We start from the raw sequence: 25,335 nt of genomic DNA on the forward strand, positions 1-25,335 counted from the left end.
GCGCGCGCGGGGCGCGGGCGCCCGCACGGCCTTGCGGCGCTTGGCGAAAGGCGTAACCTGCGGGCCGAAGGAGATCGTCCATGCCCGTCAAGAACCGCTTTGCCGAATTGCTGCCCGAGATCACCGCCTGGCGCCGCGACTTTCACCAGAACCCCGAACTCGACTACCAGGTCCACCGCACCGCCGGCCGCGTGGCCGAGCTGCTGCGCAGCTTCGGCCTGGACGAGGTCGCCGAGGGCGTCGGCCGCACCGGCGTGGTCGGCGTCATCCGGGGCCGCAGCAATGCCAGCGGCCGGGTGATCGGGCTGCGCGCCGACATGGACGCGCTGCCGATCAACGAGCAGACCGGGGCGGAATACGCCTCGAAGACGCCGGGGGTCATGCATGCCTGCGGCCATGACGGCCATACCGCCATGCTGCTGGGCGCGGCGAAATACCTGGCCGAGACGCGCAATTTCGACGGCACCGCCGTGGTGATCTTCCAGCCCGCCGAAGAGGGGGGTGCGGGCGGCCTCGCCATGGTCCGGGACGGGCTGGTCGAGCGCTGGGGCATCCAGGAATTCTACGGCATGCACAACATGCCCGGCTATCCGGTGGGCAGCTTCGCCATCCGCGAGGGCGCGATGATGGCGGCCGCCGACCAGTTCGACATCGTCATCACCGGCAAGGGCGGCCATGCCGCCAAGCCGCATGAGGCGGTCGACACCATGCTGGTCGCGGCGCAGGTCATCGTCTCGCTGCAATCCGTCGTCGCGCGCAATGTCGATCCGCTGAAGAGCGGCGTCGTCTCGGTCTGCGTGGTGCAGAGCGATTCGACCGCGCATAACGTCATCCCGCAGGTGGTGAAGCTGAAGGGGACCGCCCGCAGCCTAGCCCCCGAGGTGCGCGACCAGCTGGAAGAGGGCATCAGCCGCGTCGCCACCCATACCGCCGCCGCCTTCGGCGCCATGGCCGAGGTCACCTATGAGCGCGGCTATCCGGTGACGATGAACCATCCCGAAGCGACGGGTTTCGCGGCCGAGGTCGCACGGCAGGTGGCGGGCGCGGTGGACATGGAAATGGAGCCGCTGATGGCCGGCGAGGATTTCAGCTACATGCTGAACGAACGCCCCGGCGCCTATATCTTCGTCGGCAACGGCGACACGGCGATGGTGCATCACCCGGCCTATGATTTCGACGACAATGCGATCCCGGCCGGGTCGAGCTGGTATGCCGGGATGATCGAGGCGCGGATGCCGCTGCCGGCGTGATCGTCGCGCCGGGGGTTTCACACCCCCGGACCCCCGTGGGATATTTGGGCACGAAAGAAGCGGGGGCCGTGAGGCCCCCTTGCCGTTTCAGAAGTGGATGGCGCGGCCATAGGCCGAGAGCGTGGCCTCGTGCAGCATCTCGGACAGCGTCGGGTGCGGGAAGACCGTCTCCATCAGCTCGGCCTCGGTGGTCTCCAGCGTGCGGCCGACGACATAGCCCTGGATCAGCTCGGTCACTTCCGCGCCGACCATGTGGGCGCCCAGCAACTCGCCGGTCTTGGCGTCGAAGACGGTCTTGATCAGGCCCTCGGGCTCGCCCAGAGCGATGGCCTTGCCATTGCCGATGAAGGGGAAGCGGCCGACCTTGACCTCATGGCCCGCGGCCTTGGCCTTTTCCTCGGTCAGGCCGACCGAGGCCACCTGCGGGTTGCAGTAGGTGCAGCCGGGGATCGAGTTCGGCTTGATCGGATGCGGGTGCCCGCCGGCGATCAGTTCCGCCACCATGACGCCTTCGTGGCTGGCCTTGTGGGCGAGCCAGGGCGCGCCGGCCACGTCGCCGATGGCATAGAGCCCCTCGACGCCGGTGCGGCAATATTCGTCGGTGACGACATGGGTGCGGTCGATCTTGGCGCCCAGTTTTTCAAGGCCGAGGTTTTCCACGTTGCCGACGATACCGACCGCCGAGATCACCGTGTCGAATTCATGCGTCTCGGTCTTGCCGCCGGTCTCGATATGGGCGGTGACCTTGCCCTTTGCGCGGTCGAGCTTCTTGACCGCCGCCTTTTCCAGGATCTTCATGCCCTGCTTGACGAATTGCTTCTTCGCCAGGGCCGAGATTTCCGCATCCTCGACCGGCAGCACGCGGTCCATCACCTCGACCACGGTGGTGTCGGCCCCCAGCGTGTTGAAGAAGCTGGCGAATTCGATGCCGATGGCGCCCGAGCCGATCACCAGGAGCTTCTTGGGCATGCGCGGCGGCTGCAGGGCGTGCTTGTAGTTCCAGACCAGGTCGCCGTCGGGTTCCAGCCCCGGCAGTTCGCGGGCGCGGGCGCCGGTGGCCAGCACGATGGATTTCGCGGTCACTTCCTCGGCGCCCTTGTCGGTCTTGACGCTGATCTTGCCGGGGGCGATCAGGCTGGCCTCGCCCATGATGACGGTGACCTTGTTCTTTTTCAGCAGGTGGCCGACGCCGCCGGCGAGCTGCTTGGCCACGCCGCGCGAACGCTGCACCACGGCACTGAGGTCATAGCCGATCTTGTCGGCGGAAAGGCCGAATTCCTTGGCGCGGTGCATGAGGTGAAAGACCTCGGCCGAGCGCAACAGCGCCTTGGTCGGGATGCAGCCCCAGTTCAGGCAGATGCCGCCCAGATGCTCGCGCTCGATACAGGCCACCTTGAGGCCCAGTTGCGCGCCGCGGATGGCGCAGACATAGCCGCCAGGGCCGGAACCGATCACCACCATGTCGAAGCTTTGCGCCATGGGAATCCCCCTCTCAGAAAAGATAGTTCAGCGTTAAACCAATTTTCAGACGTCAGCAAGCGACAGCTTGCCCGCGACCAGCGCGCCATAGCCGCCGGCCTCCATGACGCGGATTTCCGCCGGCGTGGGCACGCGATTCAGCGCCGCGTTGCGCCAGGGGAAGCGGCCGAATTTCGCGATGGTGTCGCGGTGCAGCTCGGCATGGCGCAGGTTCTCGCCCGGCATGAACTCGGCGAACAGGGCCACCGCGCGCTCCTGGTCCGCCGGATCCTCGGAATGTTCGAAAGGCAGGTAGACGAACTGCCGGGCGGGCGGTTCGATGCGCAGGTGCAGGCCGCTGTCCACCGCCTCGCGGGCCAGGTTGCGGGCCAGGGGATCGGTGGCGAAGGCGCGGGCGTCCTCGCGGAACATGTTGCGGGGGAACTGGTCGGTCAGGATCAGCCCTGCCAGCATCCCCTCGGGCGTGGCGGCCCAGCCGGGCACCAGGTCGGCGGCGCGTTCCCAGGCCGGCCGGAAGCGCCGGCGGACGGTTTCGTCCAGCGCGTCCGAGCGCTCATACCAGCCCTTCTCGCCGACCTCCTCGAGCCAGAAGCGGTTGATCTCCTCGGGTGTCGCGGTGTCGGTCATGGCCTTGCCCTCCGTTTTGACCGATGGTCGCAGAGCCGGGGGCGGGTCGCAAGCCGTTCAGGCGGGTTTGTCGCCGTCGTCGGAACTGGCGGTTTCCAGCGCCGCCTCGACCGCGACGGGGGTGGCCGAGGGGGCGATGACGGCGAAGCTCTGGTCCAGGACCGGGGTCGGGCGGCGGGTGCGGCGCCAGCCGGCATAGAAGGCCAGCATCGCCAGGAGCAGGCCGATATAGACCCAGAACCCGTCCGGGCCCAGCAGAGACATCAGCCAGCCGGTGATCAGCGGCCCGGCCATGGCGCCGACGCCGTTGATGAACAGCAGGCCCGCCGATGCGGCGGCCATGTCGCTTTGGTCCAGGAAGTCGTTGGTATAGGCCAGAAGCAGCGAATAGACCGGATTGGCCACGCCGCCGATCAGCGCCGCGGCCAGCAGCAGGCCCCAGATCCCCGGTTGCAGCGTCACCGTGGCCAGGCTGACCACCGCGCCCAGCACCGACAGCCCCAGCACGATGAAGCGCCGGTCGCCATGGTCCGAAAGCCAGCCGATCGGATATTGCAGCAACAGCCCGCCGGCATAGATCGCCGCCACGAAGGCCGAGATCTCGCGCACCGAGAGCCCCTTGGTCGAGCCCCAGACCGAGGCCATGCCGAACAGCGCCGAGAACACCCCGCCCATCAGGAAGATGCCGATGCAGCCCAGCGGCGAGGCGCGGAACAGGCTGCCGAAGCTCATCCGCTTCAGCGTCGAGAATTGCGGCGCGGGCTGGGTCGAAAGCAGGATCGGCAGGAAGGAGAAGCTGACCAGCACCGAGGGGATCACGAACAGCAGGTAGCCCGCCGGGTCGGCCGTATTCATCAGGAACTGCGCCGTGATGATGCCCAGCATCTGCATGATCATATAGGCCGACATGGCCTGGCCGCGGTTCTCGTTGGTGGTGCCGGCGTTCAGCCAGCTTTCCGCGGTGATGTAGACCCCCGAGAAGCAGAAGCCGATCAGCAGCCGCATCAGCGCCCAGGCGATCCAGTGCGGCGCCGCGGCATAGAGGATCAGCACCGACGAGATCAGCGAGCCGAGCGCGGCGAAGACCCGGACATGGCCGACCTTGCGGATCAGTTCGGGCACCACGCGCGAGCCCAGCAGGAAGCCGCCGAAATAGGCGGCCATCACCACCGACATCTGGGTGGTCGAGATGTCCTCGATCTTGCCGCGGATGCCCAGCAGCGTGCCCTGCATCCCGTTCCCGACCATCAAGAGCAGGATGCCCAGAAGCAGCGGCCAGGTGGTGCGCAGGACGGTCAGCATCACGGATCCTTCGGAATCAGCAGGGAGGCGTCGCCATAGCTGAAGAAGCGATAGCCCGATTCCACCGCGTGATGATAGATGCCGCGGATGCGGTCCTGGCCCATCAGGGCGCTGACCAGCATCAGCAGCGTCGATTTCGGCAGGTGGAAATTGGTCATCAGCGCATCCGTCACGCGAAAGCGATAGCCGGGATAGATGAAGATTTCGGTAACGCCCTGGAACGGATGCACGATTCCGTCCTGGTCGGCGGCCGATTCGATCAGCCGCAGCGCCGTGGTGCCGACCGGGATCACCCGCCCGCCCTGGGCGCGGGTGGCGTTGATCGCGGCGGCCGCCTCGGGCGTGACCTCGCCCCATTCGCCGTGCATCTTGTGCGTCGTCACGTCCTCGACCTTGACCGGCAGGAAGGTGCCGGCGCCGACATGCAGGGTGACATGGGCGAAGCGCACGCCGCGCGCCGCCAGCTGACCGAGCAGGGCGTCGTCGAAATGCAGGCTGGCGGTCGGCGCGGCAACGGCGCCCGAGCGCCGCGCCCAGACGGTCTGGTAATCCTGGCGGTCGGCATCGTCCGGGGCGCGCAGCGCGGCGATATAGGGCGGCAGCGGCATGGCGCCGACCTGGGCCAGCGCGGCGTCGAACGCCGCGCCCGTCGCGTCGAAGCGCAGGGTCAGCTCGCCTTCGGAAATCCCGGCCACCTCGGCCGACAGCGCCTCGCCAAAGCGGATCACCTCGCCGGGCTTCAGCTTGCGCAGCGGCTTGGCCAGCGCCTTCCAGCCATCGGCCGCGGGCTCCAGCAGCGTGACCTCGACCTTCGCCACCGCCTTGCCCTGCGGGGTCGGGCGCGCGCGGGTTCCGGTCAGCCGCGCCGGGATGACCTTGGTGTCGTTCAGCACCAGCAGGTCGCCCGGCCCCAGCAGGTCGGCAAGGTCGCGCACGTGCAGGTCGCGAATCGAATCGCCCTGGGCCAGCAGCAGCCGCGCGGCGGTGCGCGGCCGCGCCGGGCGGGTCGCGATCAGCCCTTCGGGCAGGTGAAAGTCGAAATCGTCCAGCTTCATGGGCTTAGGTTCTGTCCGGGCCGCCGAGGGGCGTCAAGGCAGGCGGTCATCACAAAGTGAAAAACTCGGGCTTTACTTATCCGAGGGAATGAGTAAGTTTTGGCCAACCGAGGTGAGTAAATGATCGTCTGCCACTGCACCCAGATTTCCGACCACGACATCAAGGCCGCGATTGACTGGATGCGTGCCGCCGACCCCGAGACGATCATCACCCCTGGCAAGATCTACCACGCACTCGGCAAGCGGGCCGATTGCGGGGGCTGTATGCCATTGTTTCTGGACACCATGCGCGGATGCGATAATCTGGCTGTGCCCCCGATCCTGCGGGGGCTGAAAGCCAACCGCACAGGGGTAAGCCATGAAGGGCGACGCAAAGGTCATCGAGTATCTCAACGCAGCGCTACGGTCTGAACTCACCGCGGTCAGCCAGTACTGGTTGCATTATCGCCTGCAAGAGGACTGGGGTTACGGCAAGATCGCCGACAAGTCCCGTGGCGAATCCATCGAGGAAATGCATCATGCGGACCGCCTGATCCAGCGAATCATCTTCCTGGAAGGCCATCCCAACCTGCAAAAGCTGGATCCCCTGCGGATCGGCCAGAACCTCAAGGAAACGCTGGAATCCGACCTGGCGGCCGAATACGACGCCCGCACGCTTTACATCGAGGCGCGGGAATATTGCGACAAGGTCGGGGATTACGTCAGCAAGAACCTGTTCGATTCGCTGCTGACCGACGAAGAGGGGCATATCGACTTCCTCGAAACCCAGCTGGGCCTCTACGAAGAGATCGGCGCGCAGAACTACGGCCAACTCAACGCCAAATCCGCCGACGAGGCGGAATAGGGCCCTGGACCGGGGGGTCTTTGCGGCCCCCTTCGATCCCGGCTCAGCCCAGCCAATCGGCGGCCAGCCCCGGCAGGTCGTCGAAATGCGCCAGCATCGCCTCGGGCGCCAGCCGGCGCAGCGCCTCGCCCTCGGGACCGAAGGCGACCAGGGCCACCCGCACGCCGGCGGCGGCGGCGGTCCTGCGGTCGGTTTCGGTGTCGCCGACCAGGAAGGATTGCGCCACCATGCCGCCCGCGGCCTCGACCGCTGCGGCATAGGGTCGCGGGTCGGGCTTGCGCACCGGCAGCGTGTCGGCGCCGATCATCGCGGCAAAGCGGTCGCGGATGCCCAGTTCGCGCAGCAATGTCTCGGCCAGGGCCTCGGGCTTGTTGGTGCAGACCGCAAGCCGGTGGCCCGCCGCGGCCAGCCGGTCCAGCGCCGCCTCGGCGCCGGGGTAAAGCCGGGTATGGACGGCGATCGCCTCGCCGTAATGGGCCAGCAGGCACGGATAATCCTCGTCCTCGGCGCCGGGCGGCAGCAGCCTGTCGCCGGGCAAGCGGCCATAGCCGGCGCGCAGCATGGCCCGACCGCCGTGAAAGGCGATCAGCGCATCCTCGACCGGGTCCAGCAGCGCGCCCAGGCCGCGCGCCGCAAAGCAGGCATTGGCCGCCGCGATCAGGTCGCCCGAGGTATCGGCCAGCGTGCCGTCCAGATCGAAGACCACCGTTCCCGCCATGCTGTAACCTTCCGTCAAGATGTTTGATCTGCCGGGGTCTTTCCCGGCTGCCGCCCTCTAGGTAGAACGCCCGGCAAGGATAAGGAACAGGCAAGAGGGCAGAGATGACCGAGAAACCCGTCGCGCTGATCGTGCTGGCCGCCGGACAGGGCAGCCGCATGCAGTCGGACCTGCCCAAGGTGCTGCACCGGCTGGGCGGCCTGCCGCTGGTCGCCCATGCGCTTGCCGCCGGCCGGACGCTGGAACCCGAGGCGGTGGTCGTCGTCGCCGGCCATGGCGCCGAGGCGGTGGCCAAGGCCGTGGCCAAGCTCGACCCCGAGGCGCAGATCGCCCTGCAGCAGGAACAGCTGGGCACCGCCCATGCCGTCAGCCAGGCCCTGCCGGCGCTGGAGGGCTTCGAGGGCCGGGTGATCGTGCTTTACGGCGACACCCCCTTCATCGGGCAGGAAACGCTGGCAAGCCTTGCCGCCCATTCCGCCGATGTGGTGGTGCTGGGCTTCGAGGCTGCCGACCCCGGCCGCTACGGCCGCCTCGTCACCGGCCCCGAGGGGCTGGAGCGGATCGTCGAATACAAGGATGCCGACGAGGCGACGCGGGCGATCCGCCTGGTCAATTCCGGCGTGCTGGCGGCGGATGCGGCCTTGTTGCGCGAATTCCTGCCCCGGATCGGCAACCGCAATGCGGCGGGCGAATATTACCTGACCGACATCCCCGGACTGGCCCGCGCCGCCGGCCACCGGGTCGAGGTCGTGACCTGCGACGAAGCCGAGACGCTGGGCATCAACACCCGCGCCGAACTGGCGCAGGCCGAGGCCGCCTTCCAGGCCCGCGCCCGCGCCCAGGCGCTGGAGGACGGCGTGACGCTGAGCGACCCCGCAACGGTCTGGTTCGCGCTGGACACCTGCATCGGCCGCGACGCGGTGATCGGGCAGAACGTGGTCTTCGGCCCCGGCGTGACCGTGGAAAGCGGCGCCGAGATCCTGCCCTTCTGCCACCTGGAGGGCTGCCATGTCAGCGCCGGCGCCACGGTCGGCCCCTTTGCCCGGCTGCGCCCCGGCGCGGAACTGGGCGGCGACGTGCATGTCGGCAATTTCGTCGAGATCAAGAATTCGGTGCTGGACGAAGGCGTCAAGGTCGGCCACCTGACCTATCTGGGCGATGCCCATGTCGGCGAAGCGACGAATATCGGCGCCGGCACCGTGACCTGCAATTACGACGGCGTCGGCAAGCATCGGACCGAGATCGGCGCCCATGCCTTCATCGGCTCGGACACCATGCTGGTCGCGCCGGTCCGGGTGGGCGCGCGGGCGATGACCGGCTCGGGCTCGGTCATCACCCAGGACGTGCCGGACGACGCGCTGGCGCTGGGACGCGCCAAGCAGGTGGTGAAGCCGGGCCTCGCCACGCGGCTGATGCAGGCCTTGCGCCAGAAAAAGGGGAACTGACATGTGCGGCATCATCGGAATCCTGGGCGATCACGAGGTTTCGCCGCAACTGGTCGAGGCGCTGAAACGGCTGGAATACCGGGGCTATGACAGCGCCGGGGTGGCGACGGTGGACGCCTCGGGGCGGCTGGACCGCCGCCGCGCCGTGGGCAAGCTGGTGAACCTGTCCGACCGGCTGGTGCATGAGCCGCTGACCGGGCATGCCGGGATCGGCCATACCCGCTGGGCCACCCATGGCGCCGCGACCGAGGCCAATGCCCATCCCCATCGCCGCGGCCCGGTCGCCGTGGTCCATAACGGCATCATCGAGAACTTCCGCGAGCTGCGCGACGAGGTCACGCGGCTGGGGATGCAGCCGGAATCGCAGACCGATACCGAGACCGTGGCGCTGCTGACCGCCTGGCACATGGACCAGGGCCTTGCGCCCGTCGAGGCGGCGCGGGCCACGCTGGCGCGCCTGCACGGCGCCTTTGCGCTGGCCTTCCTGTTCGAGGGCGAGCCCGACCTGATGATCGCCGCCCGCAAGGGCAGCCCGCTGGCCGTGGGCCATGGCACGGGCGAGATGTTCCTTGGCTCGGACGCGGTGGCGCTGGCGCCCTTCACCGACCGCATCACCTATCTGGAAGACGGCGACCACGCCATCATCCGCCGCGCGGGGGCCGAGATCTTCGACGCCGAAGGCCGCCCCGCCAATCGCGAGATCCAGCAGATCGACGTGGGCGCGACCCAGATCGACAAGGCCGGCTACCGGCATTTCATGGCCAAGGAGATCGCCGAGCAGCCGGTGGTGCTGGGCGACGCGCTGAACCACTACATCAAGGGCGACCGGATCGTGCTGCCCGAGGCGCTGGATTTCCGCGACGTGGACCGGCTGGTGCTGGTCGGCTGCGGCACCGCCTTCTATGCCGCCCATGTCGCCCGCTATTGGTTCGAGGGGCTGGCCGGCCTGCCCTGCGACCTCGACGTGGCCTCCGAGTTCCGCTATCGCGAGCCGCCGCTTTCGCCACAAAGCTGGGCGCTCTTCGTCAGCCAGTCGGGCGAGACGGCGGACACGCTGGCCGCGCTGCATTACGCCCGCGACAAGGTGGCGCGCACCGTGGGGGTGGTGAACGTGGGCACCTCGGCCATCGCGCGCGATGCCGACATCGCCCTGCCGACGCTGGCCGGGATCGAGGTCGGCGTCGCCTCGTCCAAGGCCTTCACCTGCCAGCTTGCCGTGCTGGCGGTGCTGGCCTTGAAGGCGGCGCGGGATCGCGGCCGCATCTCGGAGGCCGAGCTGGCCGCGCATCTGGCGGACCTGCGCGCGCTGCCGGGGCTGCTGAACCAGGCGCTGGCGGTCAGCGACGAATGCCGCCGCCTGGCCGGCTGGCTCGGCGAGGCGCAGGACGTGCTGTATCTGGGCCGCGGCGCGCTTTACCCGGTGGCGCTGGAGGGGGCGCTGAAGCTCAAGGAGCTCAGCTATATCCATGCCGAGGGCTATGCCTCGGGCGAGCTGAAGCACGGGCCGATCGCGCTGGTCGACCGCAACGTGCCGGTGGTGGTGCTGGCGCCGCGCGACGCCCTGTTCGAAAAGACCGTCTCGAACATGCAGGAGGTGATGGCGCGCCACGGGCAGGTGCTCCTGATCTCGGATGCCGAGGGGCTGGAGACCGGTGGCCATGGCATGCGGGCCGGGCTGGCGATGCCCGCGGGCGGCGGGCTGTTCCAGCCCATCCTTTACGCGGTGCCGATGCAATATCTGGCCTATCATACCGCGGTGGCGAAGGGCACCGACGTAGATCAGCCCCGCAACCTGGCGAAATCGGTGACGGTGGAATAGGGCGGGTCGGCAGTCGGGGTATATGGGAAGTTACTTTTAGGTCAGGACCCATTGATCTGTCATAGCCAGAAGATGACGGTTGCAGCGAGGGCGATGGCTGAGAGAAATACCTTTGGAGATCCGTCGTATCGGATGGCGACCCTGCGCCAGTCTTTCAGGCGACCGAACATGATCTTGATGCGGTTGCGGCGTTTGTAGCGCGTAACCGGTGCAAAGCTCCCCGAAATGCACCTTTCCCGAAAGTTTTTTTTGGCAGGCATCTTAAGCGGGAGCGCGTGATACGCCCCGGCGGGAGAACCGATTCGGCACGAGAGGTAGCTGCCCGGTGTGTTGTGCGGCACCCCAGGCGCGCGTACGGCGGTCTTCCTGCATGGCGGGCCGGGCGGCAGGGGCAATCCCGATCAGAGGCGCTTCTTCGATCCCGCGCGTTACGACCTGCTCCTGTTCGATCAGCGGGGCTGCCGCACATGTCGCCCCATCGCTTCCAGCGATTGTAGAGCCTTTCGGGAACTTACGCGGCCCCACTGGGGTCACGGTTTCCCTCAAGTCGGCGGTCCGTATTCCTTCGGTGCGTTCCGCCAACCTAATCCATTGTTATTGATGAATATTATGCCGCTGACAACACTTGGGTCATCCACACACGGCCCGCCATGGCTCTTTGGAAAGAACGGCCGTAGCCGCGCCATCTGCGCATCCGTCAGCCAGAAAAGATTGCTCATCGATGAGTCTCCTTAACGAGGCTGAATCACGAGAAAACGGCAAAATCAATGGGTCCTGACCCTAGCGGCGACGCATCCGCAGGGATCGCCGCAGATAGCGCGAAAATGCTCAGCTCTTTCGAGAATACGGCCGATGCCGGCAATACGCCGGGTTTCTATCACCTCACGCAGATGGACGCCGCAGCCGATGCGAATGGCAACCACAGTCGACGCCGCGGAGGCCTGCAAGTTCGCCTCGCGGCCAGCGGTGCGTCGCTTGCGCGAGGCTGCTCGCCCTGCGCGACCAGCTGGCGCAGATGAACGCTGGGAACATTCTCGTTGGCAGGCCAAGGCCAGGACCGGTGTGCCCATGGCCCATGCCCTCCGAGCGCCCGAAAGGGCATGCGTCACCTGGCGGCAACGTGAGGGCCCAGAGGGCACGACGGGATCTCATGAAAGAGATACCCGGACGCTGTGCCACGGGTGACGCCCAAGCCGTATGCTTCCGACCCTGCCGTTCGGCATCGGCCTGGCGCTTGCCGACTTTGCGCGCCCCGGCGCTGCGCAGGGGATCTCCTGCATGCCGATCGAGAAGATCGAAACCCGCGGCGCGAAATGCCTGCCTGCGTCCAGCATCAGACAGGCGGGCACCCCTTTAAAGGGTAGCTGCCACGGCTTGGCGGAGTTCAACGGCACCCTATAGGGTCGTGACCGAACTCTATATCGAGGCTCTATCAAGGCGGGGGCTGATCACATCGCGCGTCTATCTGCCCGCATAGGGCCGGCGCAGCGGCATGTTGCAACTAGCCGCGGTCGAAGGCGGGATCGAAGCCGCGGGGTTCCGCAACTGTCAGGGCGTGAAGATGACGCTGAGCGGCCTCACGCCGTGCGAATGCATCGGCAACCCCTGGAGGTCGGACCCACATGGATTCATCGGTGATTCGATCCACCAAATGCGGTGACTAAACCGGCTAAGCCGGGTTTTCCTCGACGATGACAAGATCGCGCTCGGCCGCCTCTCGGGCGTGGTCCAGCGCCGCCTGATACTCGGCCGAACGATAGCAGGCCACCGCATCCTCGACGCTGGGAAAGCGCGCCACCACGTTGCGGGCGCGGTCCTTGCCTTCAAGCTGCACATAGCGCGAGCCGCGGGCAAGAAAGACCCCGCCATGCGCGGCGATCGCCGGACCCGCCAGCCGGGCATATTCGCCATAGGCCTCGGGGTCGGTCACGTTGACATGGGCGATCCACAGCGCGGTCATGCTTTCTCTCCGATCAGGGTTTCGACGGCAGCGATCGCGCTGTCGGCAGCGGCAAGGCTGGGCGCCCCGCCCTGGGCGCGGTCGGGCCGGCCGCCGCCGCCCTTGCCGCCAAGCGCAACCGTCGCGGCCTGCACCAGTTCGATGGCGCTGATCCGGCCGGTCAGGTCAGGGGTCACGCCCGCCGCCACCGTCGCCTTGCCGTCCGCCTCGGCCAGCACCACCACTGCGCCCGAACCAAGCCGCGACTTCATCTCATCGACCAGCGGGCCAAGCTCCTTGCCGCTCACCCCCTCGACGCGGCGGGCGATCAGCTTGACGCCGTTGATCTCGCGCGGCTTGTCCTCGGAGCCGCCGCCCATGGCCAGCTGGCGCTTGAGCTGCGCAACCTCGTTGGCCAGCGCCTTGCGCTCATCGGCCAGGGCGCGAACCTTGTTCACCACGTCGCCGGTCTGCGCCTTGAGGATGCCGGCGATTTCATTGAGTTCGCCATCCACGCGGCGCAACTCGTCCATCGCCGCCTGGCCGGTCAGCGCCTCGATGCGGCGGATGCCGGCGGCGGATGCGGTTTCCGAGGTCAGCGCGAACATGCCGATGTCGCCGGTGCGCGCGACATGCGTGCCGCCGCAAAGCTCCAGCGAATAGGTCTGGCCGCCGGTGCCCTTGCCCGAGCCCGGCAGATCGCCCATCGAGACCACGCGCACCTCGTCGCCATATTTCTCGCCGAACAACGCCTGCGCCCCCAGGGCGCGGGCGTCGTCCGGGGTCATGATCCGGGTCTCGACCGGGCTGTTCTGGCGGATGAAGTCGTTCACCTCGCGCTCGACCCGCACCAGTTCCTCGGGCGTCATCGCCTTGGCATGGCTGAAGTCGAAACGCAGCCGGTCGGGCGCGTTCAGGCTGCCGCGCTGCGCGACATGTTCGCCCAGGGCGCGGCGCAGCGCCTCGTGCAGCAGATGCGTGGCCGAGTGATTGGCGCGAATGGCGCTGCGGCGGTCGTGGTCGACGGAAAGCTGCGCGCCCTGGCCGCGCTGGATCGTGCCCAGCGTCACCTCGGCGATATGGATGAAGACGCCGCCGGTCTTTTTCGTGTCGGTCACGCGCGCGGCACCGGTCTCGGTCTTGATCAGCCCGGTATCGCCGACCTGGCCGCCGGATTCGGCATAGAAGGGCGTCTGGTTCACGACGATCTGCACCGCCTGGCCCTCGCCCGCCTCCTCGACGGCGGCACCGTCCTGCACCAGTGCCAGGATCTGGCCTTCGCTGATCTCGGTGTCATAGCCCAGGAACTCGGTCGCGCCATGTTCTTCGGCGATGTCGAACCAGATCGTGGCGTCCTTGGTCTCGCCCGAGCCGGCCCAGGCGGCGCGGGCCTTGGCCTTCTGCTCGGCCATCGCCGAATCGAAGCCGGCCGTGTCGACCGCGCGGCCCTTTTCGCGCAACGCGTCCTGGGTCAGGTCCAGCGGGAAGCCATAGGTATCGTAAAGCTTGAAGGCCGCCTCGCCCGGCAGGTTCGCCCCCTCGGGCAGCTTCGCCAACTCGTCGTCCAGCAGCCGCAAGCCGCGGTCCAGCGTCTGCTTGAAGCGGGTCTCCTCCAGCTTCAGCGTCTCCTCGATCAGCGCCTGTGCGCGGCCAAGCTCTGGATAGGCGGCGCCCATCTCGCGCACCAGCGCCGGGACCAGGCGGTGCATCACCGGATCCTTGGCACCCAGCATATGCGCGTGGCGCATGGCGCGGCGCATGATGCGGCGCAGCACATAGCCGCGCCCCTCGTTCGAGGGCATGACCCCGTCGGCGATCAGGAAGCTGGTCGAGCGCAGATGGTCGGCGATGACGCGGTGATGCACCTTGCCGGGGCCATCCGGGTCGGCGCTGGTCGCATGCGCACTGGCCTCGATCAGGCTGCGCATCAGATCGGTGTCGTAATTGTCATGCTTGCCCTGCAAGAGCGCACCGATCCGCTCCAGCCCCATGCCGGTGTCGATGGACTGCATGTCCAGCGCCCGCATCGAGCCGTCCTCGAACTGCTCGTTCTGCATGAAGACGAGGTTCCAGATCTCGATGAAGCGGTCGCCGTCTTCCTCGGCCGAGCCGGGCGGGCCGCCCCAGATCTGCTCGCCATGGTCATAGAAGATCTCGGTGCAGGGGCCGCAGGGGCCGGTCGGGCCCATCTGCCAGAAATTGTCGCTGGTGGGGATGCGGATGATGCGGTCGTCGGAAAGCCCCGCGACCTTCTTCCAGATGTCCGCCGCCTCGTCATCGGTGTGATAGACCGTGACCAGCAGCTTGTCCCTGGGAATGCCGAAATCCTTGGTCAGCAACTCCCAGGCAAAGGGAATCGCGCCTTCCTTGAAATAATCGCCGAAGCTGAAATTCCCCAGCATCTCGAAGAAGGTATGGTGGCGCGCGGTATAGCCGACATTGTCGAGGTCGTTGTGCTTGCCGCCGGCGCGCACGCATTTCTGCGCGGTGGTGGCGCGCTTGTAGTCGCGGGTCTCGACCCCGGTGAACAGGTTCTTGAACTGCACCATGCCCGAGTTGGTGAACATCAGGGTCGGGTCGTTTCGCGGCACCAGGGGACTCGACTCGACGACCCTGTGGCCGTTGCGTTCGAAATAGTTCAGGAAGGTCGAGCGGATGTCATTCAAGCTGGGCATATCGGGCCTTCATCGCAAAGCGGTCTTTCCGGCCAGAACCGGTGTGCCGCCCGGTCTAGCCCCAGCCATGGCGGCTGTCCAGCAATCCTGCATGGCCTGGCGCCGACGGCAATTTCTTCCTTGTGCAAATATCCTGGGGGAACGCTTCCTGCACCCCATCCAGGGGCGCAGGAAGCGTGGGGGCAAAGCCCCCCGTGCTTCGTCCCGAACACCGACCCGATCCGGGGGTGTCAGTCTTCGGCCATCACCTCGTCCCCGTCATCCTTGACGCCGAAGTCCAGCCCATGGCTGGCGCGGATCTTGTCCTCGATCGCATAGGCCATGTCGGGATGGTCGCGCAGGAACTGCTTGGCATTTTCACGACCCTGGCCGATGCGCTCGTCGCCATAGGAATACCAGGATCCCGATTTCTCGACCACGCCGGCCTTGACGCCCAGGTCGATCAACTCGCCGACCTTCGAGATGCCCTCGCCATACATGATGTCGAATTCGACCTCGCGGAAGGGGGGCGCGACCTTGTTCTTCACCACCTTGACCCGGGTGGCATTGCCGGTCACCTCGTCCCGGTCCTTGATCGAGCCGGTGCGGCGGATGTCCAGGCGCACCGAGGCATAGAACTTCAGCGCATTGCCGCCGGTGGTCGTCTCGGGGCTGCCGAACATCACCCCGATCTTCATGCGAATCTGGTTGATGAAGATCACCATGCAGTTCGACCGCCCGATGCTGGCGGTCAGCTTGCGCATCGCCTGGCTCATCAGCCGGGCCTGGCTGCCCATCTGCATGTCGCCCATGTCGCCCTCGATCTCGGATTTCGGCGTCAGCGCCGCCACCGAATCGACCACGACCAGGCTGACCGCGCCCGAGCGCACCAGCGTATCGACGATCTCCAGCGCCTGCTCGCCCGTGTCGGGCTGGCTGATCAGCAGCTCGTCCAGGTTGACGCCCAGCCTCTTGGCGTATTGCGGGTCCAGCGCGTGTTCGGCATCGACGAAGGCGCAGACGCCGCCCTTCTTCTGCTCCTCGGCCACGACATGCAGCGTCAGCGTGGTCTTGCCCGAGCTTTCCGGCCCGAAGATCTCGATGATCCGGCCCTTGGGCAGGCCGCCGATCCCCAGCGCGATGTCGAGCCCCAGCGAACCGGTCGAAGTGGCCTCGATCTCGGCCACCGGGTTGTCGGCGCCCAGCTTCATGATCGAGCCCTTGCCGAACTGCCGTTCGATCTGGGCCAGCGCGCTGTCCAGCGCCTTCTGCTTGTCTGCGGATCGCTTGTCGTTCATGTCGAAAAGTGTTGCCCCTGCCATGCGGTCCTCATGCTTATTTCACACCCCGCCATCCGGGGCAATCAGCGCCCGCCCGCCCTTTTGTTCACGGGATGTTCCTATTTGCGCATCATTGCGCGGAAATGCAAGTCCTGCTTCGCGAATCGGAAGATCTCTCTTCTTCCTGGGCCAGGATGCCGCAAAAGGATTAAGAAACGGTTTACACTCCCAGGGCGAATGGCTATCCCGCGCCATGCCGCAATGGCTGAAAGCTTGCAGGAAATGCTGATATTCTGGGAAAGACGGCTGGTTTTCCTGGCCACGCCGAAAGCAGGGTCAACCGCGGTCGAGACCGCGCTCGAGCCCCTCGCCAATGTCGCCGTCCAGCGCCCGGCCGAGCTGAAGCACGCCGATCTGCGCACCTATCGCCGCCATATCGAGCCCTGGCTGCATTCCGTCACCGGCGAGAAATTCACCACCATCGCCCTGATGCGCGAACCGATCGGATGGCTGCGCAGCTGGTATCGGTTTCGCCTGCGCGACGACGGCGAAGACCCGAACCACGCCATGATCGGCCTCAACTTCGCGGATTTCGCGCAGGCCTATGCCGATCCCGCAGGGCCCGACATCGCCCGCGTCGGCGCCCAGGCGGATTTCCTGACCGCGGAAGCGGATCGCATCGATCGCATCTTTCGCTACGAGGATATGGAGGCCTTCACCCATTTCCTCGAGGATCGGCTGGATTGCGCGATCAGCCTGCCCCGCGTCAACGTGCCTCCGGCGGTCGATGTCAGCCTGAATGCCCAGCAGGAATCCCTGCTGCGCAAGGTCATGGCGCGGGATTTCGCGCTTTACGATACGCTTTGATTCCCCCGCACCCGAGGTGGTCTAGTTGCCACCCTCCAATTGTCGCGCCACCAGCGCGGTCAGGTCCGAAAGCGAGAACGGCTTTGCAAGGAAGGCCGCACCCGGCACCGGCGGCCGTCCCTCGGAAAAGATGTCCTCGGCATAGCCCGACATGAAGATGACCTTCGTGCCGGGCCGGTCGCGCAGCGCGGTGCGCACCCAGGCCGGCCCGTCCATGCCGGGCATCACCACGTCGGTCACGAAGACGTCGACCACAAGCCGCCGGTCGGCCAGCAGCGACAAGGCATCTTCGGCACAGGCGGCCTCGAGCACGTCGAAGCCCTGCAACTTGAGCGCCCGGCTGGCAAAGGCCCGCACCGGCGCCTCGTCCTCGACCAGCAGGACCGTCGCCTCGACGTCGCGGCGCGCGCGAATCGGCCCGGAGGGGGCCGGGGCCTGCACCTCTTCGGAGTTGCCGCGGTCATGGGCCGGGAAGAACAGGGAAAAGCAGCTGCCCTCGCCCGGCGTGCTGTCGCAGAAGATATAGCCGCCGGTCTGCTTCACGATGCCATAGGCGGTGGACAGGCCAAGCCCCGTCCCCTCGCCGGTGCGCTTGGTGGTGAAGAAGGGCTCGAAGATCTTGGCCAGGTCGTCGGCGGCGATGCCGCAGCCCTGGTCGCAGACCTGGACGCGGACATAGTCCCCGGCCGGCAGGGTGGCGCGGCCGAATTCGGTCCTGGTCTCCAGCCGGAGATTGTCGGTGCAGATGGCGATGTCGCCGCCCTCGGGCATGGCATCGCGGGCATTCACCACCAGGTTCATGATCACCTGTTCCAGCTGGCGGCGGTCGGCATGGATCATCCGCAGGGCCGGATCATGGTCGAAGGTCAGCACGATCCGCTCGCCCACCAGCCGGTTGAGCAAATGCGTCAGCTCCGAAAGCGTGTCGCGCAGGTCCATGATCTGCGGCTTGAGCGTCTGCTTGCGCGAAAACGCCAGCAATTGCCGGACCAGGGCCGCCGCCCGGTTCGCGTTCTGGCTGATCTGGTCCAGGTCGGCATAATCGGGATCGGCCTTGTCGTGGCGCAGCATCAGCAGGTCGCAATGCCCGGTGATCGCGGTCAACAGGTTGTTGAAATCATGGGCGATGCCGCCGGCAAGCTGGCCGATGGCCTGCATTTTCTGGCTTTGCACGAATTGCGCCTCGAGCGTCTTGAGCGCGCTGGCATCGGAAAGCACGGCGGTCACATGTTCGTCCCGGCCGCGGGTCAGCGAAAGCTGCACGAAACGGTCCGGGCCCTCGGCCCTGACATGCAGCACCTCGCTGCCGCCGACCGTGCGGCCGGCGCTGACATCCGAGATCCAGCCCGCCAGTTCCCGCCCCAGCCCGTCCAGCAGCGTCGCCAGGTTCTGGCCCAGCACCGGCCCCCCCAGCAAGGCGCAGGCGGCGGCATTGGCGCGAACGATATTGGCGGCCGGATCGAGGATCAGCAGCGAGACGGGAAGCAGGTCGAAATCGTCCCCATCCGCCCGCGGCGGCGGGGCGGGGGGCGGTGCCGGGCGCTCGGGCGCGGCCGCCTGCCACAGCTGGATGGCCGAGCCGGCCCGCCGCGTCACCAGATATTCGCCGGCATCGCCCAGATCAGCGCGCACCTTGCCACTGCGCGCCAGCCCAAGGCCAAGGTCGCTCCAAAGCGTCTTCGGATCGGCATGGCGCCGGCCCAGCGCATCCTGCACATGCCGGCCGACCAGGTCGCCGATCCTGTCCAGCCCCACCTGGTTCTGCGCCAGGACCAGGCCGTCAGGCCCGACGGCAAAGGCCGGCAGGTCATGGTCCAGGACGGCCGGCAGCACCTGGTTCAGGTCACGCCGCACCGCCAGCCCGCGCCAGAGATGGCGGACCGAGAGCGCGCCCCCCAGCAGATACCAGGCGGTCACGGCCGCCCCCACCGCCAGGAAGGTCGCGCCCCCCGCGGCATGCTGGGGCTGCAAGGCCAGCCAAAGCGCCCCGACCACCGCAGGCAGCGTCAGGAAAGGCAACAGGATTTGCGCCGCACGCAGGGATTCCGCCCGTTCCGAATTCATCCAGCCCCTCGCAACCCGCATTTTTCCGCTGCATAGCGCATGCGCGTTAACAGAGGGTTAACGGCGGCGCATCAGCGCCAGATAAAAGCCGTCCGAGGCCGAAAGCGGGGAAAAATGCCGCGCCAGGATCTGCTCGAACCGGGGATCGCGCGCCAGGAAACCCTGCACCTGCTCGTCGTTTTCGACGGCCAGGACTGAGCAGGTCATATAGGCCAGGTGCCCGCCTTCGGCGACGAAGCCCGCCGCCTGCTCCAGGATCAAGGCTTGCCGGCTTGCAAGCCGATCCAGATCGTCGCGGGTCAGGCGCCATTTGGCATCCGGGCTGCGCCGCCAGGTTCCGCTGCCCGAACAGGGCACGTCCGCGACGACCGTGTCGAAGCGGCCCGCCACCTGGCCGGGCGCCGCCAGACGGATGCGCACCCCCGCCCGTTCGGCGCGCGCGGGCAGGTCGGCCATGCGCGCCGCGTCGATGTCATGCGCGACGACCGGGCTTGCGCCCCGCGCCGCCAGCGCCAGCGCCTTGCCGCCGCCGCCGGCGCAGAAATCCAGCAGGCTGCCCCGCGCCGGCAGGGCCGCGCAGGCCATCTGCGGCGACAGATCCTGCAACTCGACCAGCCCTTCGCGATAGGCGCGGCTGGCGGCCAGGCGCCGGGCGCCCTTGGTGATGCGCAGCGCCGTCGGCAGGTCGGGATGGGGCACGGCCGCGATGCCCTCCCCGGCCAACGCGGCGACGGCTCGGGCGGGATCGGCGCGGCGCAGGTTGACCCGCAGCCAGACCGGCGCACGCTCGCGCATGGCCAGCGCCACGGGCTCGGCATCCGGGCCAAGCGCCTTGCGCCACAGCGGCAGCAGCCAGTCGGGCAGGTCCAGCGCCTCGTCCGGCGTGGGCGCGTGCCCCGCCGCCCGCTCGGCATCCGAAAGCGGAGGCGGCCCGTGGCCTTCGCCGGTGAAAAGCGCGTCCGGGTCCAGCCCCTCGTCGCGGCACATGCCAAGCAGCAGCCCGCGCCCGGACAGCGCCCCGCCCAGGGCGGCGCGCGACCGCAGCCGGCGCAGGGCGTCGAAGACCAGATCCCGCACCGCGGCGCGGTCGCCCGAGCCGGCAAAGCGGCTGGCGCGCGCCCAGCGGATCAGCGCCGCTTCGGCGGCCTGCCCGTCAAGGATGCGGTCAAGGATGGCGATGGCCGCGGCGGCACGGGCGGCGGGCGTCATGTCAGGCAGCGTCCCAGGCGCGGCAGGTGGCGGATGGGGTCCAGAAAAGGTGCCGGCGAGGCTTTGTCAATCCCGCCGGGCCACCGCCCCCGGCTGCCAGAGCAAGGCGCCTTCGTCATCGGCCCCGGCCAGGCGGATCGCAATCATCGGCCCACCCCCCGCCGCCAGGGGCGAACGTCCCGCGGCCAGCACCGCCAACGAGCCGGGCCGCCCCGTCACATCGCTGCCAAGGGGCGCGCCAAGCAGCATCACCCGCTCGCGCACCCGGCTGCGACGGGCGGTGCCGATCGCGGCGAAGCTGTTATAGGTCTCGGGCGAATCCGCCATGCCCGAAAATCCCCGTTCGCGCAGCATCTGAAGCAGCGTGTCGAAACGGGCCAGGTAGCGCTGCGCATGGACCGGGGTGCGGGAATGGAACGCCCCCGCCGCCTGCCGCCAATCGCCCATCTCGTCATGCAGCTGGCGCAGGAAGCGGGCGGCATAGCGGGCGTTTTCCAGCGGATCGAACATCTGCGCCACCGACGAGAAATGCGCGCCGTGCCAGCGATAGTTCAGCTGGAAGCAGCCGATGTCGAGATTGGTGCGCCCCTGCGCCAGACGATCCTGGGCAAAGGCGACGGCGCTGGCGGGATCGTCGAACCAGGTGCCCTCGCCCTCGGCATTGGCGCTCCAGGCCCAGGGGCGCACCAGCCCGTCCAGGCGGCGCCCGGTCTCGGTCAGCGTCAGCGCGCCCAGGATGTCGGCGGGAACCCCGCTTTCCGCCGCGGCTTGCTGCGCGGCCCATTCGCACACATCGGCCGAGGGCAGCGCCAGCGCGCGGATGGGCGCCAGGACCAGCGCCAGAACATATAGAATTGCAACAAGACGGAACATGAAACGGCCACAGACAAGGACTCTCTGGCCGTCTCTAGCGCGGGGCGGTTAAGATTCGGTAAGCGGGGCCCTTGGCCGGCCCCGCCGCAGGCCGGATCAGCCCAGCCGGTAGTTCGGGCTTTCGCGGGTGATCTGCACGTCGTGGACGTGGCTTTCCTTCAACCCGGCGCCGGTGATGCGCACGAACTGGCAGCCGCCGCGCATCTCGGCCACGGTGGCGTTGCCGGTATAGCCCATGGCGGCGCGCAGGCCGCCGACCAGCTGATGGATCACCGCGGCGGCCGAACCCTTGTAGGGCACCTGCCCCTCGATCCCCTCGGGCACCAGCTTGTCGCTGGCCGCGTCCTTCTGGAAATAGCGGTCGGCCGAGCCGCGGGCCATGGCGCCCAGCGAGCCCATGCCGCGATAGGACTTGAAGCTGCGGCCCTGGTACAGGATCACCTCGCCGGGGCTTTCGTCGGTGCCGGCGATGGCCGAGCCGACCATGGCGCAGGACGCCCCCGCCGCGATGGCCTTGGCGAAATCGCCCGAGAACTTGATGCCGCCATCCGCGATCACCGGCACCTCGCCCGCGCCGCGCGCCGCGTCCATGATCGCGGTCAGCTGCGGCACGCCGACGCCCGCGACGATGCGCGTGGTGCAGATCGAGCCCGGCCCGATGCCGACCTTGATCGCATCCGCCCCGGCATCGACCAGCGCCCGCGCGGCATCGGCCGTCGCCACGTTGCCGGCGATGACCTGCACCGCGTTCGAATGCGCCTTGATGCGGGAAACGGCGCGCGCCACGCCTTCGGAATGGCCATGCGCGGTGTCGATCACCACCAGGTCCACCCCGGCCTCGACCAGCGCCAGGCTGCGCTCGTAGCCCTCGTCGCCGACGGTCGAGGCGGCGGCGACGCGCAGCCGGCCCAGTTCGTCCTTGCAGGCCAGGGGGTTCAGCACCGATTTCTCGGTATCCTTCAGCGTCAGCAGGCCGGTCAGCTTGCCTTCGGCATTGGTGATCAGCAGCTTCTCGATGCGGCGGGCCTTCATCAGGTCGATGGCCTCGGCCCGGTCGGCCGGCTCGCGCAGGATGGCGAGGTTGCCCGAGGTCATCACCGCCCGCACCGGCATGTCGTCGCTGTTGGCAAAGCGCATGTCGCGGTTGGTGATGATGCCGACCACGCGCCCTGCCGCGTCCACCACCGGAAAGCCGGTGACGTTGTAGCGCTCCTGCAGGGCCTTGGCATCGGCGATGGTCTGGTCGGGGGTCAGGGTGATCGGGTCGTAGACGATACCCGATTCGAAACGCTTCACCCGGCGGACCTCGTCGGCCTGCTGCTCGGCGGTCAGGTTGCGGTGGATCACGCCGATGCCGCCGGCCTGAGCCATGGCGATGGCCATGCGGCTTTCGGTGACGGTATCCATGGCGCTGGACAGCAGCGGGATGTTCATGCGGATCTGCTTGGTGACATAGGTCGTCACGTCGGCGGTCGAGGGCATCACCGAGGACGCCGCAGGAACGAGGAGAACATCGTCGAAGGTCAAAGCCTCACGAATCTGCATGGGAGCATCCTTGTCAGGGGTTCGTTTGGCAGTTTCCCATTTCACGCGTCGGCGGGAATGTCCAGACCGTCAGGCGATGGCCGCGTTGGTTTTCATGGCCAGCCCGCCGCTGGCCCAGGCGCGCCAGACCCGGAACAGGATCGGCAGCACCACCAGGCTTGCCGTCACCAGCAGGATCTGCGCCGGCAGCGCCCAGCCCGGCGCAAGGCCCGAGACCGCGGTCCACAGCCCCGCCGTCGCCGCCAGCGGGAATGTGAAGGCGCCCCAAAGCGGCGAGAACCCCGCCTCGACCAGCCAGCGCAGGCGCAGGGCGGCCAGGACCAGCGCCGCGGCCGCGGCCCAGGCCAGCCCCAGCGCCACCTGCTGCCAGCCAAGCGCGGCGGCGACATTGCCCAGCATGGCGATGGGGGCCAGGTGGATCATCAGCAGCGGGCGCAAAGGCGCCGGCAGCCGCTCGGTCAGGGCCTGATACAGGCTGACGGCCCAGACAAAGCCCGCCATGGCCGCCATCGGCCACCACAGCGCCTGGGCCAGCGCCGTCCAGCCGAAGCCGGCGGCCGCCTGCGCGGCGACGATGGGCCCGACGAAGGTCAGCTGCCAGACCGGCGTCACCCGCCCCTGACCCGGCGTGCGGGCCATGACCGGGATCGCCACGGCCCAGAAGGCCAGATGCGCCGCCATGCCGGCGACCAGCACCCCCTGGGCCAGGGCCGGCGCAAAGGGGGCAAGCAGCTGCGCCGCGACATAGATGCCGACCAGCGCCGCCGCGATGCCGGCGCGGCCGGGCAGGACGCGCAATTCCTCGACCAGCACGGCGGGGCGGCGAAACAGCTTGCTGCCATAGGCCAGGACCGCAAAGCCCCAGGCGGCGACGACCATGCCCACCATCATCCCCGAAAGCCCCGGCGGCAGGCCGAAGCGCGCCGTCGCCGCGCGCCAGGCCAGGGCAAGCCCCAGCGCGCCCAGCAGCGGCGGAAAGATCGCGGGCGGAACCCGGCGCCAGAGGCCGGGCGGGTTGAGCCGGGGTGGGGCAAAGCGCATGACGGACCTCCCTTGATCCTTCATGTCATAGCGTTGCCGGCAGGCCACGCCAGAGCGGCCGGATGCGTCAGAACGCCGCGTTACCGGGCGCCGGCGATTGACGCAAGCGGGCAGGCTGCCGCAGGTTGAACCAAGGGGTTCGTCACGAACCTGGCTAGGGAGGAAAACCATGAAAAGGATCGTCACCGGCATCGGCGCCCTGCTGGCAAGCGCCGCGCCCGTTCTGGCCGGCGGGATCGAGCGCGCGCCGCAATCGCTGGCGCCGCTGTTCGAGCAGGGAAACTACGCCGAACTGAGCTTCGGCGGGGTGAACCCGGACGTGCAGGGCACGGATGCCGCGGGCTTCGGGACGGGTGACGTGGCGCAGGGCTACGGCTTCTTCGGTCTCGCCTACAAGCACCAGTTCACCGACAACCTGTCCGGCGCGATCATCGTCGAGCAGCCCTTCGGCGCGGATGTGCGCTATCCCATGCTCGCCGCTCCATCGCCGTTGATGGATGTGCTGGACGGCACGGCGGTCGAGGTCAATTCGACCACCTACACCGCGCTGCTGCGCTACAAGTTCGACAACAACTTTTCGGTGCATGGCGGCATTCGCGGTTCGCACGCCGACGGTAAGGTTCGGCTGCGCGGCACGGGATATGGCGGCGCCCCGCCGGCAGGCGTAAGCGGATATGATCTCGACCTGGACGGCGCCTGGGGCATGGGCTGGGTCGCGGGGGTGGCTTATGAGATGCCAGAGATCGCCGCGCGGGTCTCGCTGACCTATAATTCGCCGATCACCCACGACTTCAAGATGCACGAGGGGTTCAGCGGCACCGAAATCGCGGCCGACGATTATGAAGTGAAGACTCCGCGCAGCTGGACGCTGGAGGGCCAGACGGGAATTGCTGCCGACACGTTGCTGTTCGGCTCGATCCGCTGGGTGAAGTGGTCCGAGTTCAAGGTGGAGAACCTGGTTTTCCCGCGGCCCACCCCGCTGGGCGACGTGCCGCTGGTCGAGGTCGAGGACACGACCACCTACACCATCGGCGTGGGACGCAAGTTCACCGAGAACTGGTCGGGGTCGATCTCGTTCCTGTATGAGCCGAGCGAAGGCGACACCGTGTCGCCGTTGGCCCCGGTCAACGGCCGCAAGGGCGTGACGCTGGCGGCGGTCTATACCATGGACAACATCAAGATCACCACCGGCATCAACTATACCAAGCTGGGCGACGCGACCCTTGGCGTCGGGCCCAGCGGCAACAAGCGCGAGGTCGCCAGGATGGATGACGGCGACGCCTGGGGCATCGGGGTCCGCATCGGCTATTCCTTCTGAAGATTG

The 25,335-nt window shown here is 67.8% G+C and carries 20 protein-coding genes and 2 pseudogenes; 7 read left to right on the top strand and 15 right to left on the bottom strand.

Going from position 1 to position 25,335, the window contains the following annotated elements; all coding sequences use genetic code 11:
- Nucleotides 1-80: 80 nt before the first annotated feature.
- Nucleotides 81-1,250 carry a M20 aminoacylase family protein gene (locus KF941_RS10160; protein WP_214273262.1) on the top strand — a complete coding sequence of 390 codons (1,170 nt, stop codon included), beginning with the start codon at nt 81-83 and terminating at the stop codon, nt 1,248-1,250.
- Between the two features lie 87 nt (nt 1,251-1,337).
- On the opposite strand, the gene lpdA is transcribed toward KF941_RS10160, so the two are convergent.
- The 4 genes from lpdA to queA are packed head-to-tail and all read right to left on the bottom strand — an operon-like array spanning nt 1,338 to nt 5,713.
- Nucleotides 1,338-2,729: a dihydrolipoyl dehydrogenase gene (lpdA, locus tag KF941_RS10165; RefSeq protein ID WP_036750134.1), complete on the bottom strand. Its 1,392-nt coding sequence runs from the start codon at nt 2,727-2,729 to the stop codon at nt 1,338-1,340.
- 45 nt (nt 2,730-2,774) lie between these two features.
- Complete coding sequence (locus KF941_RS10170) at nt 2,775-3,356, bottom strand: DUF924 family protein (RefSeq protein WP_214273263.1); 582 nt, start codon at nt 3,354-3,356, stop codon at nt 2,775-2,777.
- Nucleotides 3,357-3,413: 57 nt separating this feature from the next.
- Nucleotides 3,414-4,658: an MFS transporter gene (locus tag KF941_RS10175; protein ID WP_214273264.1), complete on the bottom strand. Its 1,245-nt coding sequence runs from the start codon at nt 4,656-4,658 to the stop codon at nt 3,414-3,416.
- Entirely contained in the window at nt 4,658-5,713 is a 1,056-nt protein-coding gene (queA, locus tag KF941_RS10180) for a tRNA preQ1(34) S-adenosylmethionine ribosyltransferase-isomerase QueA (protein ID WP_214273265.1), read from the bottom strand. Before queA ends, KF941_RS10175 begins: the two co-directional genes overlap by 1 nt.
- Before the next feature lie 120 nt (nt 5,714-5,833).
- Between queA and KF941_RS10185 the strand changes: the two genes are divergently transcribed.
- Complete coding sequence (locus tag KF941_RS10185) at nt 5,834-6,124, top strand: (2Fe-2S)-binding protein (protein ID WP_072461009.1); 291 nt, start codon at nt 5,834-5,836, stop codon at nt 6,122-6,124.
- Nucleotides 6,072-6,557, top strand: a complete 486-nt coding sequence (gene bfr / locus KF941_RS10190; protein WP_036750146.1) for a bacterioferritin — start codon at nt 6,072-6,074, stop codon at nt 6,555-6,557. Before KF941_RS10185 ends, bfr begins: the two co-directional genes overlap by 53 nt.
- Before the next feature lie 43 nt (nt 6,558-6,600).
- Here the strand turns inward: bfr and KF941_RS10195 are convergent, their stop codons facing one another.
- Nucleotides 6,601-7,275: an HAD-IA family hydrolase gene (locus KF941_RS10195; RefSeq protein WP_214273266.1), complete on the bottom strand. Its 675-nt coding sequence runs from the start codon at nt 7,273-7,275 to the stop codon at nt 6,601-6,603.
- A 104-nt stretch (nt 7,276-7,379) separates the two neighbouring features.
- Between KF941_RS10195 and glmU the strand changes: the two genes are divergently transcribed.
- Both glmU and glmS read left to right on the top strand, forming a co-directional pair.
- Nucleotides 7,380-8,720 carry a bifunctional UDP-N-acetylglucosamine diphosphorylase/glucosamine-1-phosphate N-acetyltransferase GlmU gene (gene glmU, locus KF941_RS10200; protein ID WP_214273267.1) on the top strand — a complete coding sequence of 447 codons (1,341 nt, stop codon included), beginning with the start codon at nt 7,380-7,382 and terminating at the stop codon, nt 8,718-8,720.
- Nucleotide 8,721: 1 nt separating this feature from the next.
- Nucleotides 8,722-10,539 carry a glutamine--fructose-6-phosphate transaminase (isomerizing) gene (gene glmS / locus KF941_RS10205; RefSeq protein ID WP_214273268.1) on the top strand — a complete coding sequence of 606 codons (1,818 nt, stop codon included), beginning with the start codon at nt 8,722-8,724 and terminating at the stop codon, nt 10,537-10,539.
- 59 nt (nt 10,540-10,598) lie between these two features.
- On the opposite strand, the pseudogene KF941_RS10210 reads toward glmS, so the two are convergent.
- From KF941_RS10210 to recA, 5 genes and pseudogenes are all read right to left on the bottom strand, one after another.
- Nucleotides 10,599-10,739: pseudogene (locus KF941_RS10210) on the bottom strand (IS5/IS1182 family transposase); the annotation flags it as partial.
- A 351-nt stretch (nt 10,740-11,090) separates the two neighbouring features.
- Nucleotides 11,091-11,258, bottom strand: a pseudogene (locus tag KF941_RS10215) (transposase); the annotation flags it as partial.
- A 950-nt stretch (nt 11,259-12,208) separates the two neighbouring features.
- Entirely contained in the window at nt 12,209-12,499 is a 291-nt protein-coding gene (locus KF941_RS10220) for a DUF1330 domain-containing protein (protein ID WP_036750161.1), read from the bottom strand.
- Nucleotides 12,496-15,153 carry an alanine--tRNA ligase gene (gene alaS, locus KF941_RS10225; RefSeq protein ID WP_214273269.1) on the bottom strand — a complete coding sequence of 886 codons (2,658 nt, stop codon included), beginning with the start codon at nt 15,151-15,153 and terminating at the stop codon, nt 12,496-12,498. Before alaS ends, KF941_RS10220 begins: the two co-directional genes overlap by 4 nt.
- A gap of 230 nt (nt 15,154-15,383) precedes the next feature.
- Complete coding sequence (gene recA, locus KF941_RS10230) at nt 15,384-16,454, bottom strand: recombinase RecA (protein WP_036750166.1); 1,071 nt, start codon at nt 16,452-16,454, stop codon at nt 15,384-15,386.
- Nucleotides 16,455-16,694: 240 nt separating this feature from the next.
- Here recA and KF941_RS10235 point away from each other — a divergent pair, with 240 nt between their 5' ends.
- Nucleotides 16,695-17,279 (top strand): hypothetical protein, encoded by a 585-nt coding sequence (locus tag KF941_RS10235; RefSeq protein ID WP_036750169.1) that lies wholly within the window; start codon nt 16,695-16,697, stop codon nt 17,277-17,279.
- A gap of 21 nt (nt 17,280-17,300) precedes the next feature.
- On the opposite strand, the gene KF941_RS10240 is transcribed toward KF941_RS10235, so the two are convergent.
- The 5 genes from KF941_RS10240 to KF941_RS10260 form a co-directional block, all read right to left on the bottom strand.
- Nucleotides 17,301-19,343, bottom strand: coding sequence for a PAS domain-containing hybrid sensor histidine kinase/response regulator (locus KF941_RS10240; protein WP_214273270.1), 2,043 nt, complete (start codon nt 19,341-19,343; stop codon nt 17,301-17,303).
- Nucleotides 19,344-19,400: 57 nt separating this feature from the next.
- Nucleotides 19,401-20,552, bottom strand: coding sequence for an RsmB/NOP family class I SAM-dependent RNA methyltransferase (locus KF941_RS10245; protein WP_214273271.1), 1,152 nt, complete (start codon nt 20,550-20,552; stop codon nt 19,401-19,403).
- A gap of 66 nt (nt 20,553-20,618) precedes the next feature.
- Nucleotides 20,619-21,425 carry a hypothetical protein gene (locus KF941_RS10250; RefSeq protein WP_214273272.1) on the bottom strand — a complete coding sequence of 269 codons (807 nt, stop codon included), beginning with the start codon at nt 21,423-21,425 and terminating at the stop codon, nt 20,619-20,621.
- A gap of 96 nt (nt 21,426-21,521) precedes the next feature.
- On the bottom strand, nt 21,522-22,970 hold the full coding sequence (gene guaB, locus KF941_RS10255) for an IMP dehydrogenase (protein WP_036750180.1): 1,449 nt from the start codon (nt 22,968-22,970) through the stop codon (nt 21,522-21,524).
- Nucleotides 22,971-23,039: 69 nt separating this feature from the next.
- The gene (locus KF941_RS10260; protein WP_214273273.1) at nt 23,040-24,011 is read right to left on the bottom strand and encodes a tellurium resistance protein; all 972 of its coding nucleotides are present in this window, start codon (nt 24,009-24,011) and stop codon (nt 23,040-23,042) included.
- 169 nt (nt 24,012-24,180) lie between these two features.
- On the opposite strand from KF941_RS10260, the gene KF941_RS10265 reads away from it, so the two are divergent.
- Entirely contained in the window at nt 24,181-25,329 is a 1,149-nt protein-coding gene (locus tag KF941_RS10265; protein ID WP_036750186.1) for an outer membrane protein transport protein, read from the top strand.
- Nucleotides 25,330-25,335 lie beyond the last annotated feature (6 nt).

The sequence above is a fragment of the Paracoccus sp. pheM1 genome (genome assembly GCF_018499825.1).
GTDB lineage: Bacteria > Pseudomonadota > Alphaproteobacteria > Rhodobacterales > Rhodobacteraceae > Paracoccus > Paracoccus versutus.